An 18,105-nucleotide genomic window follows, 5' to 3' on the forward strand; every position below is an offset into this window, starting at 1 on the left:
CTCGCGCGCGACGGGAATCCAAGTTCGGCATGATCCTGCAGCGGAGCGAAGCGTTCTACGGCCGTGCCGATGTGCGGGAGGGCCGGCCGGCCCTGCGCCTGGTCGAGGACGCCCACTACCTCACGCGGGTGCCCCATCTCGACAAGGTCCCGGTGATCTTCGACGCGGCGCGCCGGGTGGTGCCCGAATCCCTCGATCATCACAGCGGCGACCGCACCCCGACCTGGCAGACGACCGATTGGCCGGAGCATCAGGGCCCGGTGACCGACGAGGCGCCGGAGGGGACCGCCCTCTATGTCGGGGCGATCCACCCGCATTACGGCCACTTCGTCATCAACACCCTGGCGCGGTTCTGGCCGCTCCTCGACCTCGACGACCGGGGCCTGCGCCCGACCCTGCTCTGCCACGGTCCGGGGCTCGGGGCCGACTGGAGCTCCACCCCGTTCATCCCGGAGATCCTCGGCCGGCTGGGTCTCAGCGTGATGGACCTCGCCACCTTCGGACGGCCGGTGCGGATCCCGACCCTCCTGGTGCCGCAAGCCGCCCTGCAGCAGGACGACTACGCCTTCCCGGTCATGGCCGATCTGTGCCGGGAGATCGGGCGCGGCTACTACGCCCCCGAGGAGGTCGATGCCGACCCGCAGCCGGTCTACCTCTCGAAGACCCGCCTGACGGGCGGCGTGCGGCGCTTCGCCAACGAGGAGGCGGTGACGGCCGTGCTGGAGCGCGAGGGGGTGCGGATCGTCCATCCCGAGCTCCTGAGCTTCCCCGAGCAGGTGCGCCTCTTCGCCCGCCACCGGGTGATCCTGGGGGCCAACGGCTCGGCCTTCCACACCCTGCTATTCGCCCCCCCGGGCCGGCGGGTGATCGCGCTCGCCGACCGGCTCAAGCTGAGCGCGACCTACCGGCTGATCGACCTCATCACCGGCACGCAGGCCCACTACTATTACCCGGTCGGCACCAGCAGCCACGCCGGCGACGGCTTCACCGTCAACTTCGTGCTGCGGGAGCCGGAGACGGTCGCGGCGGAACTCCTCGGCAAGATCGCCCGGATCGACACCCTGCGGGAGAGCGACATGCGCCTCGATCCGGGCTCCTGGCACCTCTCGCCGACGATCCCGCCCCTGCCGCGCCGGTCCGGGGGGCTGCTGGAGCGCCTGCGCGGGATGATGCCGGGCCTCGGCTGACGCGAGGGTGCCCCCTTGGAAGCGTCCCCTTGAGGCGTTCCCCTTGGGCAGGGAGTGCGCTAAGCCCTGCTCCTGCTCCGGAGCGACCTGACCGATGCCCGACCTCGACGCGATCGCCGCCCGCCACGGCGTCAGCCCAGACGCCGCCCGCCATCTCCTCGACGCGCTGGCTCGCGGCCACGGCCGGATGGCGCAGTTCAATCATCCCGATCTCGGCGGCATGGGCCAGTGGTCCGCCGGCGGGATGACGATGATCGGCGACATGTTCAATTCCGGCCTCAAGGCCCGGGTCGTCGCGCTCTGCGAGGAGCTGGCGCCGCTCGCCACGGCACTGCCGGCCGAGAGCCGGGGCGTCCAGGCTCAAGGCTTCTCGGGACAGGGTTCTTCGGGACAGGGCTTCGGCGGGTCGTGGTGGCCCGAGGGTCTGGGCCAGCCGGCCACCTCCGGCTCGCAGAACGACGCCCGCTACGCCTTCTTCCCCGAAGCCCGGCGCCTCGCCATCGAGAGCGGCGGCCGGGTGACGCTCTACGACACCGGCGATCACCGGATCGGCGGCGTCTCGCAGCAGCAGGGTTCGTCGCATTCCCTGAGCTTCACCAGCCAGCACGGGCCGGTACGGCTGGACGAGCTGCCGGTGGTGGGAGAGCCAGGGCAGGATGCGAGCCCCGCCCCCCAGGCCGCGCCGGCGCCCGCGCCTGAGGCTGTCGCGGCGTCCTCGTCCCAATCGACCGGTGCGCCGAGCGGGGACGTGTTCGGGATGATTGAGCGCCTGTCGGAGCTGCACCGCCGGGGCGTGCTGACCGAGGCCGAGTTCGCCGCGAAGAAGACGGAGCTGCTGGCGCGGCTGTGATCCGGGATTGAGGCGGGTCCACTCACGGCGCATCGCCGCATCACGAGCTACCTTACTATTTGCGAAGCTATCGATTTTAGGATCGCAACACTCTCGGAACCTGCTCCGCCCCACCCGCGACCTCATCCTGAGGTCGCGACTTGGAAGCTTTTGAAACTTGCAATGCTCCGCAGCTATTTAGCAAATATCACTGTCGTTCGCGCGCAGCTCGTCCTGCACGCTCTGGCGTTTGTCCAGTTGTTGAAGCTGTTCCCAGTCACGCCGGATCAACGCTTCCTTCTTCGTCCTGCTCCAGCCTTTGATGCGCCTTTCCATAGCGATCGCGTCCGTGATGCGTTCGAAAAGCTCGGCATAGACGAGTATCACGGGCCTGCGCTGGCTTGTGTACCCGCGATAGGTACCGGCTTGGTGCTCACTAACGCGCTTATCGAGGCTCGTTCCACGCGCAGATCCGACGTAATAGCTACCGCCGGCACAGCGAAGAATATAGACAAACGCACTCACGAGAAAACACCTCGCGAAACATATCCATTAGTCCAAATCACAAACCTCATCCTGAAGCGCCGCGCAGCGGTCTCGAAGGAGGTCTCCAGATAGCCTTGAGACTTCTGGAGGCCTCCTTCGAGGCTCACTTCGTTCGCACCTCAGGATGAGGTCGCGGGTGAGATAAATTTTGCTGATCAGCAAAGCGGGATTTCATCGTCCGTCGCCATCCCAAAAGCAGCAGATCTACTCACGACTCCACAGCCGAGCCGCATGACGCGCGCGAAGACTAGCGCGCACATCATCTACGGACCGCCCGCGATCCGGATCGCGCACCATCGCATCGTAAGTCATCACGACGTCGGTGAGGGGCCAAGTCTCGACAGACGAGGCCCGCTCCTGCCGAACTCTTGTATCGACGCAATCATAGGACGGGCCGCTCACCCCCCTACCGCACTCCACCCATACTCCTCCGCCGCCGCGACCTTCCGGTGGAAGGCGAGCCTGCGGTCGTATTCGAGCGGGTCCTTCGGCTTGACCAGGGCGCCGGGGGGCACGTTGAGCCAGTCGACGAGGCGGGTGAGCATGAAGCGCAGGGCCGCGCCGCGGGCGAGCAGCGGCAGCGCAGCGACCTCGCGGGGCTCGAGCGGGCGCACGGCCTGGTAGGCGGCGATCATCGCCTGGCCCTTGGTGCGGTTGAACGAATAATCCGCCTCGAAGCACCAGGCGTTGAGGCAGATCGCCAGGTCGTACGCGAAGGCATCGGTGCAGGCGAAGTAGAAGTCGATCAGGCCCGAGACGTCGTCGCCGAGGAAGAAGACGTTGTCGGTGAACAGGTCGGCGTGGATGACGCCGCCGGGCAGGTCCTGCGGCCAGGAGGCTTCGAGGAGCGCGAGATCCTCGCGGGTGCGGGCGGCGAGGCCCGGGGCAACGCGGTCGGCCTGGGGCTCCGCCGCCTCGAAGAGCGGGCGCCAGCCCGCGACCGAGAGGGCGTTCGGCCGCTGCATCGGGAAATCGGCCCCGGCCGCGTGCAGGCCGGCGAGCGCGGCACCAAGCGCCCGGCAATGCCGCACGCCGGGCCGGCGCACCGACACGCCCTCCAGGAACGACACGATCACCGCCGGCCGGCCGCAGAGCCGGCCCAGAGTGGCGCCGTCGCGGGTGCGGATCGGCTGCGGGCAGGCGAGGCCGTTCGCGGCCAGGTGCTGCATCAGCCCGAGGAAGAACGGCAGGTCGCCCTCCTTCACCCGCTTCTCGTAGAGGGTCAGGATGTAGGAGCCGGTGGTGGTGTGCAGGATGAAGTTGGTGTTCTCCACCCCCTCGGCGATGCCCTTGTAGGACAGGAGATCGCCGATCTCGTAGGCGGCGAGAAAGGCGGCCAGCGCCTCGTCCGGAACCTCGGTGTAGACCGCCACGGCCGTTCTGCTTCGCTCTGGAAATGGATGAAGAAAACGAGGCGCCAGCCTCCGAAGAAAGGCGCGGTCCCCCTCTCCTGTACCGGACAGGGGGACCGCGCCTCATCCTGAGACGCCGTGATTCACCGGTGGACGCCCGGTCCTATTCCGCCGCTTCGCTGCGCAGTTCGCGCGGCAGCGGGAAGACCATGTCCTCGGTCGTGGTCGAGACGGTGTCGACCGTGACCTCGTAGCGGGTCGCGAAGGCGTCGATGATCTCCTCGACCAGCACCTCGGGGGCCGAGGCGCCGGCGGTGAGGCCGAGCCGGCGGATGTTGGAGAAGGCCTCCCAATCCACGTCCTCGGCGCGGTTGACGAGCCGGGTGATCGGGCAGCCGACCCGCTCGGCGACCTCGCGCAGGCGCTGCGAGTTCGAGGAGTTCGAGGAGCCGACGACGATGAGCGCGTCGACGAGGGGGGCCACCTGCTTCACCGCCTCCTGGCGGTTGGTGGTGGCGTAGCAGATGTCGTCCTTGTGCGGGCCGACGATCGTCGGGAACTTGCGCTTCAGCGCCTCGACGACGTGGCGGGTGTCGTCGACCGAGAGGGTCGTCTGGGTCACCCAGGCGAGGTTGTCGCGGCTCTCGGGCTCCAGCGCCTCGATCTGCTCGACATCCTCCACCAGGGTGATCGAGCCCTTGGGCAGCTGGCCCATGGTGCCGACGACCTCCGGGTGGCCGGAATGGCCGACGAGCAGCACGTGACGGCCGCGCTTGTGGTGGATCTCGGCCTCGCGGTGAACCTTGGTCACCAGCGGGCAGGTCGCGTCGATCGTGGTCAGCCCGCGGGCGACGGCGTTCTGCGGCACGGTCTTGGCGACGCCGTGGGCGGAGAAGATCACCGGCGCCGTGCCGTCCGGCACCTCGTCGAGCTCGGCGACGAAGACCGCGCCTTTGCGCTTCAGGCTCTCGACCACGTACTTGTTGTGCACGATCTCGTGCCGCACGTAGACGGGCGGGCCGTAGAGGGCGAGCGCCCGCTCGACCACGTCGATGGCCCGCACCACGCCGGCGCAGAAGCCGCGCGGCGCGCAGAGGAGGATCTCGAGGGGCGGCTTCGCGGGCGCGGCGGCACCGGCGTCGGTCTGGTTCACGGAGGCGCTCATGATCCGGGATGTGGCGAGGCGGGGCGGCCCCTGTCAACCTCTTGTGCCACGCAATCGTGGCGATCAATAGGTCGCCCGCGCGACAGGTCCCCTGCGGCGGACGCGACCCGGCTTCGCCCCGGGCCCCGGTTCGGGTTAAGGGAGGGTCTGAGCCGACCTCGAACCCGGGAGATCCCCGCGCGATGGCGACCGCCGCCGACCACGCCAGCTTCCTGCCGCCGGTCCTGACCTTCCTGTCCGCCGCGGTGATCGGCGTGCCGATCTTCCGCCTCCTCGGGCAGAGCGCGGTGCTCGGCTACCTCGTGGCCGGCGTCGTCATCGGCCCGTCGGGCCTCTCGCTCATCACGGAGCCGGAGACCGCCCGCAGCGTCTCGGAACTCGGGGTGGTGCTGCTCCTGTTCATCGTCGGGCTGGAATTGGAGATCTCGCGCCTGATCTCGCTCCGGCGCGACATCCTGGGACTCGGCACGCTCCAGCTCGGGCTCTGTGCCCTGGCGCTCGGGGGCCTCGGCTTCCTCTCAGGCCTCTCGGGCGGCGCCGCGACGGTGATCGGCATCGCGCTCGCCCTCTCGGCGACGGCGGTCGCGCTCCAGCTCCTGGAAGAACGGCGCGACCTCGCCTCCCCTTACGGCCAGCGCGCCTTCGCGGTGCTCTTGTTCCAGGACCTGTCGATCGTCGGCATCCTCGCCCTCCTGCCGCTGATCGCCCAGACCGGCACGGGCGGGGGCGGCGAGGCCTGGCTCGGCACGGCCCTGCAATCCGCGGGCACCGCGGTCGCGGCGGTGATCGGGGTGGTGCTGGTCGGGCGCTATGGCCTCAACCCGTTCTTCCGCCTGCTCGCGGCGAGCGGCGCCCGCGAGGTCATGACGGCGGCCGCCCTCCTCGTCGTCCTCGGTACCGCGCTCCTGATGGAGGAGGTCGGGCTGTCGATGGCGATGGGGGCCTTCCTCGCCGGCCTGCTGCTCGCCGAATCGAACTTCCGCCACCAGCTCGAGGCCGATATCGAGCCGTTCCGCGGCATGCTGCTCGGCCTGTTCTTCATGAGCGTCGGCATGTCGATCGACCTCGGCCTCGTGGCGCAGAACTGGCTCGGCCTGTCCGTCGCCACGGTGGGGGCGATCCTGATCAAGGTCGCGCTGGTCGCCGGCCTGTTCCGGCTGTTCGGCTCGTCCTGGCTCGACGGCTTGCGCGGCGCCGCCGTGCTGGCGCCGGCGGGCGAGTTCGCCTTCGTGCTGCTGCCGGTGGGCCAGGAACTCGGCCTCGTCGACGGTCCCTCGGGGCGCCTCGCCATCGCGCTCGCCGCCATCACCATGCTGATCGGGCCGATCGGCGCCAAGGTCCTCGACGGGGTGCTGTCGCGGCGCGCCACCGCCCCGCTCGAGCCCGAGCACGAGGCGATCGAGGGCGCCGAGGCGCGGGTTCTGGTGATCGGCTTCGGCCGCTTCGGCCACATCCTCAACCAGGTGCTGCTGGCGCAGGGCCTGAGCGTCACGGTGATCGACAAGGACGTGGAGCAGATCCGCAGCGCCGCCCGCTTCGGCTTCCGGGTCTATTACGGCGACGGCACCCGGCTCGACGTGCTGCGCGCCTCGGGCGCCGGCAAGGCCGAGGTGGTCTGCATCTGCATCGACGACCCGGAGGCGACGCTCAAGATCGTCGACCTCGTCCATGCCGAGTTCCCGGCCGCCCGCACCTACGTGCGGGTGTTCGACCGGGTGCAGGCGATCGAGGCGATGGGCCGGGACGTCGACTACCAGATCCGCGAGACCTTCGAATCGGCCCTCGCCTTCGGCCGCGCCACCCTGGAGGCGCTCGGCCTCTCGCCCGAGGAGGCCGCCCGCACGGTCGACGACGTGCGCAAGCGCGACCTCGCCCGGCTGGTGCTGCAGCAGGCCGGCGAGCCCCTCGACCGGGCCGATCCCCTGCGCAGCCTGGTACGGATCAAGCCCGAGCCCCTGACCGCGCCGCTCCACGCCTCGCACGGCCTCAACCCCGAGACCGAGGACATCATCGCCCGCGAGCGGGCCGGCGCCGATGGGTGAGGTGCGCCCTCCCGACCCCGTCGCCCCGACCGCCCGCTTCGTCACCGGCTCGACCCTCCGCCACGTCGTGGTGATGGCGGCGACCGGCTCGGTCGGCCTGATGGCGATCTTCGTCGTCGACCTGCTGTCGCTGCTCTACATCGCGCGGCTCGGCGACCCGGTCCTGACGGCTGCGGTGGGATTTGCCACCATCGTCCAGGTCTTCGCGGTCTCGATCAATATCGGGATGATGATCGCGGTCGGCGCCCTCGTCTCGCGGGCGCTCGGGCGCGGCGACGTCGGGGAGGCGCGCCGCCTCGCCGCCTCCTCCCTCGTCCTGTCGCTCGTCGCCTCGGGGCTGGTGACGGCGCTCCTGCTGCCGCTGCTCACGCCCTTCCTGACGCTGATCGGCGCCAACCCCGAGACGGTGCCGGCGGCCCGGACCTTCCTGTGGATCGCCCTGCCCTCGAGCCTGCTGATGGCGCTCGGCATGGGATTCTCCGGCGTGCTGCGGGCGGTCGGCGACGCGCGGCGCGCGATGAACGTGACGCTCGCCGGCGCCGCGGTCACGGCCGTGCTCGACCCGCTCCTGATCTTCGGCCTGAATCTCGGGATCGAGGGGGCGGCGATCACCGTGGTGATTGCCCGCCTCGCCTTCGCGTGGGTGGGCTATTCGGGCGCGGTCCGCATCCACCGGATGGTGGCGCAGCCGAGCCTCGCGGCGGTGCTCACCGACGCCGGGCCGATCCTGCACGTCGCGCTGCCCACCGTGCTCACGAATCTCGCGCCGCCGGTGGCGAGCGCGTTCCTCGCCCACGTCATGGCGGGGTTCGGCACCGAGACGGTCGCCGGCAACGCGGTGGTCGACCGGGTGGTGCCGGTGGCCTTCGGTGGCCTGTTCGCCCTCTCCGGCGCGATCGGGCCGATCCTCGGCCAGAACTGGGGTGCGGGCCGATTCGACCGGATGCGCGCGGCCTTGCGCGACGCCGCCCTGGTCACCGGCCTCTACGTCGCGACGGTCTGGCTCGCCCTCGTCGTTGCCCGCGGGCCGCTCACCGCCCTGTTCGGGCTCGACGGCGCGGGCGCCGACCTCCTCGGCTTCTTCTGCCACGCCGGCGGGGCGATCTGGTTCTTCAACGGGCTCCTCTTCCTCGGCAACGCCTCGTTCAACAACCTCGGCTTCCCGCTGACGGCGAGTGCCCTCAACTGGGGACGGGCGACGCTCGGGACGATGCCGCCAGCCCTGCTCGGCGCCCACCTCGCCGGGCCGGAGGGGGCGATGGCCGGGATGGGGATCGGTTCGGCGTTGTTCGGGGCGATCGGGCTCGCGCTGGCGTTCCGGGTGGTGGGAGTTTTGGAGCGGCGGGAGGCTGCGGCGAGCGTCGAGGTTGCGGGAGGGCGGTGTGTCGGGGGAGAGACGCCTCGTCTTGAAACCGATTAGCTGAGACGAGCTCCGGACGATTCCTTCCGGACCTCGTCTCAGCAGCCCGTGCGGCACCTGAGCAAAGCCGATTTCCGCATTGCGAAGCAATCAATCGGAACTCGTATGACCGTGCGGGTGAGAACTCGAGAATGGTGACAACGGTCGGTCCCAATGACCGCTGGCACGTCGGACCTTGATCGGAAGCGGCCGGTCCGCCGTCACGCGATGGCGGCATCGAGGCGGTTGCCTTGCTCCCGTCCCGGCAGGAACGGCCGCTCGAAGGGGTGTGCCCGACCGCAAACTCGTATCGGCGACGAGGGTCAGGCGATCTGACGGTCGTCGCCGGCTCCGCCCGAGGACGCTTGCGGCCGGACCCAGCGCCGCAGGGCGGTGCGGTTCAGCCGCACCCGCAGGAAGATGGTTCCCCGGCAGCCCTCCCATAGGGACGGCGGCAGCACGGCCCCGCCGTCGGTCCAGCGCCAAATCGCATCGTCGCTGCTCTCGACTGCGTGGAAGCCCTCCGCCAGGCGCGCGTCGTCGAGCGCGATGGTCCGGGCGCCGGTCAGCCCGTCGTCGATCGCGAGGGCGCCCAGCAGCACGCCCAGCCGACGGAAGTCCCCGGACTCCGCCTCGACATGGGCCGGCACGCTGGAACTCGAGACGAGGCGGACCTCGCGCGCCTCTGCGGACAGGACGAAGCGGGCGGTGAGATCGACGATGTCGGGGCGGATCATCTGCCCGTCGGCCACGAGGTGCAGGTCGGTCATCGGGACGTCGACGAGCGTCCAGCCGGACGCCTCGGCCCGTTCGCGCAGGCGGGCGCGGGCGAACTCGACCAGGGGGCCGGCCTCGTGGAGGGGCCGGCAGAACGCGGCTGCGGTACGGTCGGCGGGGATGTCGGGCCCGAGCGCCAGGTCGACGGTCTGCGCCTCGGCGAAGAAGGCGCGATTGCCCCTGTCGAGGTAGCTCTCGGCGGGCAGGCCCTCGGCGAGGAGGATGTCGTGGCTGTCGAGCTCGACGTGCCAGTAGGTGACGCGCTCGAGCGGCTCCTGCGCGAGGGTGGTGCCGTTGACGAGGTGGATGGCCGGGACGAGCACCTCGCCCACGAGGTCGAGGCAGAGGGCATGGGCGGGGGAGACCCGGAGGTCGCGGGCGGGGCGGTCGTCGGCGAAGGCGTGGGCGGCGATGCGCACGGGCATGAGGTCGGGGCGGCCCTGGCAAAGGACGGTGCGGTGACCGGTCCAGCGAATGGGGCGGTGGGCGCCCGAGGCGGTGACGGCGAGGTCGCCCACCATGAGGTCCTCGACGGCGACCTCGCCCCGCACCGTGCGGATGCGGGTGCCGGCGGCGAAGCAGACCGCATGGGCCGCGAAGACGTCCTGAGAGCTGTTCGTGTCGTTGGCGACGAGGTTGGTGGCGGTGCTCTGGAAGACGACGCGCGAGCCGTCGCCCGAGATCGAGGGGGTGTTGCTGCTGCCGCTGCTGGTCGGTGTTCCGTCGCTCGCGACGGAGACGCGGGTGATGGTGCCGGTGGTCAGGTCCTTGACGAAGACGTCCAGTGCATTGTTCGTGTCGCCGCTGACGAGATTGCCGGATACACTGTGGAAGGCGACGCGGCTGCCATCGGCCGAGATCGAGGGGTTGCCGCTGTTACCGCTACTGGTCGGTGTTCCGTCGCTGGCGGTGTTGACGCGGGTGATGGTGCCGGTGCTCAGGTCCTTGACGAAGATGTCCTGTACATTGTTCGTGTCGCCGCTGACGAGATTGCTGGCGGTGCTGGCAAAGGCGACGTAGCGGCCGTCGGCCGAGATCGAGGGGTTGCCGCTGTTACCGCCGGAGGCCTGCGTGCCGTCGCTGGCGGTGTTGACGCGGGCGATGACACCGGTGCTCAGGTCCTTGACGAAGACGTCGGGGGCATTGTTCGTGTCGCCACTGACGAGATTGCGAGCGGTGCTGGCAAAGGCGACGTAGCGGCCGTCGGTCGAGATCGAGACGCCGTTGCTGTTACCGCCGGAGGCCTGCGTGCCGTCGCTGGCGGTGTTGACGCGGGCGATGACGCCGGTGCTCAGGTCCTTGACGAAGACGTCCTGTAGATTGTTCGTGTCGCCGCTGACGAGATTGCTGGCGTTGCTGGCAAAGGCGACGTAGCGGCCGTCGGCCGAGATCGAGGGATTGTTGCTGTTACCGGAGGCCTGCGTGCCGTCGCTGGCGGTGTTGACGAGGGCGATGGTGCCGGTGGCCAGGTCCTTGACGAAGATGTCGGCGATATTGTTCGTGTCGCCGCTGACGAGATTGCTGGCGCGGCTGGTGAAGGCGACGTAGCGGCCGTCGGCTGAGATCGAGGGGGAGGCGCTGTCACCGCCGTTGCTGGTCGGTGTTCCGTCGCTCGCGACGGAGACGCGGGTGATGGTGCCGGTGCTCAGGTCCTTGACGAAGACGTCCTGTGCGTTGTTCGTGTCGCCGCTGACGAGATTGCTGGCCTCGCTCGTAAACACAACGTAGCGACCGTCGGCCGAGATCTGAGATACACCCGTCGAGTTGGTGAAGCTCAATCCGTTGCCTTGTGTCCCGTCGGCGGCCGTTGAAACGCGCGTGGTCGTCATCGTCATGCCCTGCTTGGAAGCGCTGGTTGGGACGTCAGCATTCCGTAACGGCAGGCCTAGCGCGGCGGACTTGATGAAGGAACGGTTAAGGCGGCGCTCGCGACGTCAATTGCGAAGGCTGCGCTGTTTCAGCAACAATTCAGCAACATACAAGTCCTCCGACCACGCGGGATTGCCTGGCCATATGGCTCGAAGGTTGACGCACGCGCTCGGACGTCGAGATTCAAGAATCCGGAAGAATTCGATTAGAATTCCATGGCTCTCCTCCCAACAGGCACTTCAGTTTCAGCAATAGCATATTGCAGGCCTGGAGGCCTCGGGATCCCCTCATCGGCTTCCGGAGGGTGCGATCGACGGCGAGTGCAGGGTGGCGATCGCCGCGAAGCGGAATGTCGGCTTTCGGGCGATCCCGAGGCGGAGGCATCTCGGCGGAACTCGAAAGAGCCTGGCCGAAGCGAACAGGCTCATCGAACGGGTTCCTGGCGTCTCGTACTGCCCTCACCGCATCGACCGGCCAATCCCGGACGGGTCCGATCCCCTCTCCCGTGCAGGAGAAGGGATCGCGCGCCTGCGACGGCAGGGCAACTCGGTCACAGGCGGCGCGGGCGTCTCACGCCCCGCACCCCCTCCCCTCTACCGCCCGCCCGTCCCGGGCGGCGAGGCGCACGCTCACGGCCGGCGGCGGGGGCTGACGCCGCGCGCGGCGTCGATGCACCAGGGGCACGGTCGGGTCGTGCCGGAAGGGCAGGTCGAGAACGCCGAGCACGTCGCTGCGGGTGAGGCCGATGTCTTTCAGCGCCCGGTCGTCGAGCTCGGCCAGGCGGTAGGCGGCGCGGCGGTGGGTCCACAGGATGACGATCCGGGCCACGATCTGCGCGGCCTTGCGGCCGGAGCCGAGCGCCAGCGAGAGGACACCGAAGAGGGGGGCGAAGCTGATCGTCATCGTGGTCTCCGGCGGGAGCTGTCGGCGAACCTCGTCATGCGCCGGCCATCGCTCTTCCGCTGCGTCGTCATAGCCCCGCTTGGCCGATGCGTTGAGCGAATGATTGAGATGTGTCACATCACACGGATTGATGACGGAGCGGCCCGTTGCATCCCCTCGACATCGACCAGCTTCGGACCCTGGTGGCGATCGCCGAGAGCGGCTCGTTCACCCGCGCGGCGGAAACCGTGCACAAGACGCAATCCGCCGTCTCGATGCAGATGAAACGGCTCGAGGAGCGGATCGGGCGCGAGATCTTCGCCAAGTCCGGCCGCGGGGTGCGGCTGACCGACGACGGCGAGCGCCTGCTCGATTATGCCCGGCGCATCGTGCGGCTGCAGACCGAGTGCCTGGCGACCTTCGACGAGGGCGACCTCGCCGGGCGGGTGCGCCTCGGCCTGCCGGACGACTACGTCGACCGCTACCTGCCGGAGATCCTCGGGCGCTTCGCCCGGACTCATCCCCGGGCCGAGGTCACGGTGATCTGCGAGCCCACCGACATGCTGGCCGAGCGGATCGCCGACGGCGACATCGACCTCGCCATCGTGACGGAAGCCAAAGGTTCCACGAAGGAGAAGGGACGGCGGACCATCGAGACGATCCGCACCGAAGCCCTGCTCTGGGTCACGTCGAGCCGCCACGCCGTCCATACCGAGCAGCCGGTGCCCCTCGCCCTCGGGCGGCCGGCCTGCAACTGGCGCCGGGTCGCGATCGAAGCGCTGGAGCGCGGCGGGCGCCAGAGCCGGATCCTGTTCGTGAGCTGGAACTCGACTGCGGTCGGCGCCGCGGTGCTGGCGGGGCTCGCCGTCTCGGTGCTGCCCGAGAGCGCGCTGCGCCCCGGCATGCGGGTGCTCGGGCCGCAGGAGGGCTTCGCGGCCCTGCCGGCCTGCCGCATCGGCCTGATGCGCCACCGCTCGGACGAGCCCAACCCGCTGGCCGACATCCTGGCCGGGCAGATCCGGCAATGCCTGGACAATCTCGGGCTGGCGGCGGAGTGATACCGCCGCGCCTTCGATCGGACGCGTTCGAAGGTGCAAGGCAAGCCCGAACGGGCGCCGGCGCTGATGCGCCGGTCGCCTTCGCATCGACGCGTCGAGGCGAAGGCGCGAGGGTATGACGGGCCGGAGACCGGCCTCAGTTGAAGGCGGCGGCGACCCGGTTGCTGAGATTGCCGTACAAGCCACCGGCGGCGCTACCGTAGACGGCGAGCGCGCTCGTCAGCGCGAGGAAGATCAACGTCGCGATCAGCGCGTACTCGATTGCCGTTGCGCCGGATTGCTCATGCCGGAAGCGCCGGAGCGCCCCCGTCAGCCGCGATCTGCCACGCACGTCGAGTTCTCCCGGTCCGCCGCACCCGACAGTAAGACGGACATCCTCACCGGGAGTTAATGCGACGCCGGAATCGCCGTCCCTGGGCGGGCGCAGCCCTCCTGACTCGCCGGATGCGACAGAATCCGCTCATGAGGCTGCGACGGTCTTTCCGCGCCGCGCGAGGCTATCCGACGCAAGCAAGAGGCGCTGCTCCCCTGATCGGATGAAGGGAGCAGCGCCCTGACCGTGTCCCCGGACGATTCTCGGATCCCGCGCGGCGGGACGGAGCCTGCCTCAGGCCTTGCCGGTCTCCTTGCGCAGGGCGTCGATGCGCTGCGAGGCCTCGGCCTTGTCGAGGTCGGGATCGAAGGCGTCCTCGTCCTTGGCCTGCTCGGCCAGGGTCTTGAGGTAGGAGGCCTGCGCCCCGGTCATCGGCTCGGAGCCGGTGGTCCAGTCCTTCGGATCCTTGATGCGGTTCGAGGTGTCCTTCGGGTCCTGCTTCGGGTTCTCGGTCTCGGCCTTCTGGGTTTCGGCCTGCTTGGTCTTGGCGCTCATGAGGGCTCCCCATGTTCTCTGAATGTTCCAGCCAGACAACGGGCAAGCCCCGGCTCGCGTTCCCGGCCCGACCGCCGCAGGCGTGGCTTGTCCCCGCAAAACACGAAGCCCCGCCGCCGACCAGGACCGAGGACGGCGAAGGCCCCGGGCGGTTTCCCGCCCGGGGCCTTCGGTCCACGCGATCATCAGAGGTTCAAGCCGCCTCGATGCAGGTGGCCGTGTTCAGGCCGCCTTGGCCCGCGGCTGCACCTCGGCGGCGTAGTCGTCCATCAGGGTCGCGGTCATCGCGGCCGGGGTGAAGCGGTACTGGGCGATCTCCGAGACCGGGGTGACCTCGGCGGCCGAGCCGGTGATGAAGCACTCGGAGAAACCCGCCATCTCCTCGGGGCGGATGCGCCGCTCGACCACCTCGTAGCCGCGCCGCCGCGCCAGCTCGATCACGGTCTGGCGGGTGATGCCGTTGAGGAAGCGGTCGGCCGCCGGGGTGTGGATCACCCCGTCCTTGATGAAGAACACGTTGGCGCCGGTGCACTCGGCGACGTTGTCCTCCCAGTCGAGCATCAGGGCGTCGGCGTAGCCCTTGTTCTCGGCCCGGTGCTTGGAGATCGTGCAGATCATGTACAGGCCCGCCGCCTTCGAGGCCGACGGCGCGGTGCGGGGATCGGGCCGGCGGTACTCCGCGAGGTCGAGCCGGATGCCCTTCATCTTGGTCGCCGGGTCGAAGTAGCTCGGCCACTCCCACGCCGCGATGGCGAGATGGATCGTGTTGTGTTGCGCCGAGACGCCCATCATCTCCGAGCCGCGCCAGGCGACCGGGCGGAGATACGCGTCCTGCAGGCCGCTCTCCTTCAGCACCAGCCGCTTGGCGGCGTCGATCTCGGCCACCGAGTACGGGACCTCGAAGTCGAGGAGCTCGGCCGAGCGGCGCAGGCGCTGCGAATGCTCGGTGCACTTGAAGATCTGGCCGCCATAGGCGCGCTCGCCCTCGAACACGCAGGAGCCGTAGTGCAGGCCGTGGCTGAGTACGTGAATCTTCGCGTCCGCCCACGGCACCATGCGGCCGTCGAACCAGATGTGGCCTTCACGCTGGTCGAAGGGAATGACGGACATGACGATGATCCTCGTATGCGTTCGTTTCCGCCTGGCTGGTTCTCGCGCAACGTTCGTGCTTGAGCGGGGCGCGGGGCGTACGTTCGTTTCGCCGGCGGGGTTGACGGGTATCAATGGGGCTGAGATATGTCAACAAGACTGACATAAATGACGAGGGCCCTCGAAGGCCCGGTCTCGCGAAGAGGTGCGACCCGTGACCCAGGCCGCCCGGACCCGTCCGGCCCCCATCCCGGACGCCGCCAACGAGGACCTGCCGGAGGTAGGCTACTCCCCGGACAGGCCCGCGCAAGATACCTCCGGACAAGACCTCTCCGAAGACCAGCCCTCCGGTGCGGGCGAAGCGCCGGCCTACGACCTGATCGAGCTCCTGTTCTTCGCCTATCGCGACTTCGTCGCCGATCCGGACCGGATCCTGGCCGAGTACGGCTTCGGCCGCGCCCATCACCGGGTGCTGCACTTCGTCGACCGCCATCCCGGCCTCACCATCGCCGAACTCCTGGATATCCTGCGGATCACCAAGCAGAGCCTCAACCGGGTGCTGAAGGAATTGATCGAGCAGGGCTACATCGCGCAGCGGACGGGCACGAGCGACCGCCGCCACCGCCTCCTCACCTGCACGCCCGAGGGGCGGCAGCTCGCCCAGCGCCTCGCAGGGGTCCAGGGCCGGCGGGTCCGCCGGGCGCTGGCCGAGGCCGGCCCGGCGCTCCGGGAGCCGGCGAGCCGGTTCCTGCTCGCCATGATCGAGCCGGAGGAGCGCGCGGCGGTGAGCCGGCTCATCGCCGGTGGCGATCCGACGGCCGGGACCGGGAGCCGCTCGTGAGCGCCGGCCCCGCCCTCAGCCCCCGCGCCGAACTCCCCGACCACGCCCCCCACATCCTGGTGGTCGACGACGACCGCCGCCTGCGCGACCTGCTGGCGCGCTTCCTCGGCGAGAACGGCTACCGCGTCACGGCCGCCGCGAGCGCCGCCGAGGCCCGGGCACGCGGGCGCAGCCTCGTCTTCGACGCGGTGGTGCTCGACGTGATGATGCCGGGCGAGACCGGCTTCGACTATGCCCGCCAGATCCGCCTGACCTCGCAGGTCCCGATCCTGATGCTCACCGCCCGCTCGAACCCGAACGACCGGGTCACCGGGCTCGAGATCGGCGCCGACGACTACCTCCCGAAGCCCTTCGAGCCGCGGGAGCTGATCCTGCGCCTCAACAACATCCTGCGCCGCAGCGCCCGCGGGCCCGCCGACGGCGCGGCCGCCCCCCTCGACGCGGTGCGCTTCGGGCCGTTCCAGTTCCGGATTGAGCGCGGCGAACTCACCCGCGACGACGAGGCGATCCGCCTCTCCGAGCGCGAGCGCGAGATCCTGACCATCCTGGCGCTCGCGCGCGGCGGCAATGTCGAGCGCGAGGCGCTGACCGGCACCAACGGAGCCGCCAACGAGCGCACCGTCGACGTGCAGATGAACCGCCTGCGCCGGCGCATCGAGGACGACCCGGCCAACCCGCGCTACGTGCAGACCGTGCGCGGCGTCGGTTACCGGCTGGTCCTGGACTGAGGCGACCGGCGTTGGCGCGCCAACGCCGGTCTGCCGGCATTCTTGCCGTGTCGCAGGTTTTGATCGCAAAACCGGAGGCCACTTTTGCGAAACCTGCTCAGGCCGGCCCCGACCCTCGCCGGGACGCTGCCGACGCCCCGGCGGGCCTGGCGCCGTCTCGGCCGCCTGATCGGCGACCGGCTGCCGAAGGGGCTCTACGCCCGCTCGCTCATCATCATCATCGCCCCGATGGTGCTGCTGCAATCGGTGATCGCCTACACCTTCATGGAGCGGCACTGGCAGCTGGTGACGCGGCGCCTCTCGGCCGCGGTGACCGCCGACGTCGCGGCGCTGATCGACATCTACGAGAGCTATCCGCAGGACAAGGGCTCCGAGACCCTGGAGCGGATCGCCAGCGAGCGCCTGAACCTCGACATCGACATCTTGGAGGGCGCCAGCCTGCCGGCGCCGGGTCCGCGGCCGTTCTTCTCGCTCCTCGACGAGGCCCTGTCCGACGAGATCCGCCGCCAGATCGCCCGGCCGTTCTGGATCGACACCGTCGGACGCTCCAGCCTGATCGAGATCCGGGTCGAGATCCCCGGCGGGGTGATGCGGGTGATCGCGAGGCGCAGCCAGGCCTACGCCTCGAACTCGCACATCTTCCTGCTCTGGATGGGCGGCTCCTCGATGGTGCTGCTCGGTGTCGCGATCCTGTTCCTGCGCAACCAGATCCGGCCGATCCTGCGGCTGGCCGACGTCGCCGAGAGCTTCGGCAAGGGCCGCGAGCTGGATTTCCGCCCCCGCGGCGCCCGCGAGGTCCGCAAGGCCGGCCACGCCTTCATCGAGATGAAGCGGCGCATCGAGCGGGCGATGGAGCAGCGCACCACGATGCTCAACGGGGTGAGCCACGACCTGCGCACCATCATCACCCGCTTCCGGCTCTCCCTGGTGCTCCTGCCGCAGACCCCCGAGATCGACGACCTGCAGCGCGACGTGGACGAGATGAGCCGGATGCTCGAGGCCTATCTCGCCTTCGCCAAGGGCGATTCCGGCGAGCCGGCCGCGGCCATCGACCTGCGCGCGCTGCTCGAGGACGTGCGCACCGACGTGGAGCGCCTGGGCGGCCACGTCTCGGAGGTGACGCTGGAGGGCCAGCCGACCGTGACGGTCAGGCCCGACGCGTTCCGGCGCTGCCTGTTCAACCTCGCCGCCAACGCCGCCCGCTACGGCGACACCATCGCGATCACCGCCCGCCAGGAGGCGCGCTGGCTCGCCGTCTCGATCGACGACGACGGCCCGGGCATCCCGCCCGAGCAGCGCGAGGAGGTGTTCAAGCCCTTCGTGCGCCTCGACGACGCCCGCCAGGATGCCGGCGGCTCAGGGCTCGGCCTCGCCATCGCCCTCGACATCGCCCGGGCGCATGGCGGCGACGTGGCACTGCACGATTCTCCGCTGGGGGGTCTCAGGGCGACGGTGCGGGTGCCGGCGTAAGGA

At 69.7% G+C, this 18,105-nt stretch carries 16 protein-coding genes; 8 read left to right on the forward strand and 8 right to left on the reverse strand.

The window, feature by feature from the left end; all coding sequences use genetic code 11:
• Nucleotides 1-29 precede the first annotated feature (29 nt).
• Together MFF64_RS13045 and MFF64_RS13050 are read left to right on the forward strand one after the other, a co-directional pair.
• Nucleotides 30-1,187 (forward strand): glycosyltransferase family 61 protein, encoded by a 1,158-nt coding sequence (locus MFF64_RS13045; protein ID WP_099907762.1) that lies wholly within the window; start codon nucleotides 30-32, stop codon nucleotides 1,185-1,187.
• Nucleotides 1,188-1,281: 94 nt separating this feature from the next.
• The gene (locus tag MFF64_RS13050; RefSeq protein ID WP_099907764.1) at nucleotides 1,282-2,037 is read left to right on the forward strand and encodes an SHOCT domain-containing protein; all 756 of its coding nucleotides are present in this window, start codon (nucleotides 1,282-1,284) and stop codon (nucleotides 2,035-2,037) included.
• Nucleotides 2,038-2,214: 177 nt separating this feature from the next.
• Here MFF64_RS13050 and MFF64_RS13055 read toward each other — a convergent pair whose 3' ends face one another.
• The 3 genes from MFF64_RS13055 to ispH form a co-directional block, all read right to left on the reverse strand.
• Complete coding sequence (locus tag MFF64_RS13055; protein WP_099907766.1) at nucleotides 2,215-2,541, reverse strand: GIY-YIG nuclease family protein; 327 nt, start codon at nucleotides 2,539-2,541, stop codon at nucleotides 2,215-2,217.
• Nucleotides 2,542-2,960: 419 nt separating this feature from the next.
• The gene (locus tag MFF64_RS13060; RefSeq protein ID WP_099907768.1) at nucleotides 2,961-3,935 is read right to left on the reverse strand and encodes a homoserine kinase; all 975 of its coding nucleotides are present in this window, start codon (nucleotides 3,933-3,935) and stop codon (nucleotides 2,961-2,963) included.
• 142 nt (nucleotides 3,936-4,077) lie between these two features.
• Nucleotides 4,078-5,079: a 4-hydroxy-3-methylbut-2-enyl diphosphate reductase gene (gene ispH, locus MFF64_RS13065; protein WP_099907769.1), complete on the reverse strand. Its 1,002-nt coding sequence runs from the start codon at nucleotides 5,077-5,079 to the stop codon at nucleotides 4,078-4,080.
• Nucleotides 5,080-5,261: 182 nt separating this feature from the next.
• On the opposite strand from ispH, the gene MFF64_RS13070 reads away from it, so the two are divergent.
• Nucleotides 5,262-7,121, forward strand: coding sequence for a monovalent cation:proton antiporter-2 (CPA2) family protein (locus MFF64_RS13070; RefSeq protein WP_099907771.1), 1,860 nt, complete (start codon nucleotides 5,262-5,264; stop codon nucleotides 7,119-7,121).
• Entirely contained in the window at nucleotides 7,114-8,541 is a 1,428-nt protein-coding gene (locus MFF64_RS13075) for an MATE family efflux transporter (protein WP_099907773.1), read from the forward strand. The genes MFF64_RS13070 and MFF64_RS13075 overlap by 8 nt, the downstream gene beginning before the upstream one ends.
• A gap of 302 nt (nucleotides 8,542-8,843) precedes the next feature.
• Here MFF64_RS13075 and MFF64_RS13080 read toward each other — a convergent pair whose 3' ends face one another.
• Nucleotides 8,844-11,126, reverse strand: a complete 2,283-nt coding sequence (locus MFF64_RS13080; protein WP_238191109.1) for a Hint domain-containing protein — start codon at nucleotides 11,124-11,126, stop codon at nucleotides 8,844-8,846.
• 610 nt (nucleotides 11,127-11,736) lie between these two features.
• Nucleotides 11,737-12,069 carry a DUF1127 domain-containing protein gene (locus tag MFF64_RS13085; protein ID WP_099903486.1) on the reverse strand — a complete coding sequence of 111 codons (333 nt, stop codon included), beginning with the start codon at nucleotides 12,067-12,069 and terminating at the stop codon, nucleotides 11,737-11,739.
• 146 nt (nucleotides 12,070-12,215) lie between these two features.
• On the opposite strand from MFF64_RS13085, the gene MFF64_RS13090 reads away from it, so the two are divergent.
• Entirely contained in the window at nucleotides 12,216-13,106 is an 891-nt protein-coding gene (locus MFF64_RS13090; RefSeq protein WP_099903488.1) for a LysR substrate-binding domain-containing protein, read from the forward strand.
• A gap of 136 nt (nucleotides 13,107-13,242) precedes the next feature.
• Here the strand turns inward: MFF64_RS13090 and MFF64_RS13095 are convergent, their stop codons facing one another.
• The 3 genes from MFF64_RS13095 to MFF64_RS13105 all read right to left on the reverse strand — a co-directional run bounded on the left by MFF64_RS13095 (nucleotide 13,243) and on the right by MFF64_RS13105 (nucleotide 15,084).
• Nucleotides 13,243-13,437 carry a Flp family type IVb pilin gene (locus MFF64_RS13095; protein WP_099903490.1) on the reverse strand — a complete coding sequence of 65 codons (195 nt, stop codon included), beginning with the start codon at nucleotides 13,435-13,437 and terminating at the stop codon, nucleotides 13,243-13,245.
• A gap of 276 nt (nucleotides 13,438-13,713) precedes the next feature.
• Nucleotides 13,714-13,974, reverse strand: coding sequence for a DUF3072 domain-containing protein (locus tag MFF64_RS13100; protein ID WP_099903492.1), 261 nt, complete (start codon nucleotides 13,972-13,974; stop codon nucleotides 13,714-13,716).
• Nucleotides 13,975-14,196: 222 nt separating this feature from the next.
• Entirely contained in the window at nucleotides 14,197-15,084 is an 888-nt protein-coding gene (locus MFF64_RS13105; protein ID WP_238191111.1) for a branched-chain amino acid aminotransferase, read from the reverse strand.
• Between the two features lie 193 nt (nucleotides 15,085-15,277).
• Here MFF64_RS13105 and MFF64_RS13110 point away from each other — a divergent pair, with 193 nt between their 5' ends.
• From MFF64_RS13110 to MFF64_RS13120, 3 genes are all read left to right on the forward strand, one after another.
• On the forward strand, nucleotides 15,278-15,904 hold the full coding sequence (locus MFF64_RS13110) for a MarR family winged helix-turn-helix transcriptional regulator (RefSeq protein WP_238191113.1): 627 nt from the start codon (nucleotides 15,278-15,280) through the stop codon (nucleotides 15,902-15,904).
• Nucleotides 15,901-16,632: a response regulator gene (locus MFF64_RS13115; RefSeq protein ID WP_099902942.1), complete on the forward strand. Its 732-nt coding sequence runs from the start codon at nucleotides 15,901-15,903 to the stop codon at nucleotides 16,630-16,632. The genes MFF64_RS13110 and MFF64_RS13115 overlap by 4 nt, the downstream gene beginning before the upstream one ends.
• Before the next feature lie 126 nt (nucleotides 16,633-16,758).
• Nucleotides 16,759-18,102 carry an ATP-binding protein gene (locus MFF64_RS13120; RefSeq protein ID WP_238191150.1) on the forward strand — a complete coding sequence of 448 codons (1,344 nt, stop codon included), beginning with the start codon at nucleotides 16,759-16,761 and terminating at the stop codon, nucleotides 18,100-18,102.
• Nucleotides 18,103-18,105: the final 3 nt, after the last annotated feature.

The organism is Methylobacterium frigidaeris, from assembly GCF_022179185.1.
GTDB lineage: Bacteria > Pseudomonadota > Alphaproteobacteria > Rhizobiales > Beijerinckiaceae > Methylobacterium > Methylobacterium frigidaeris.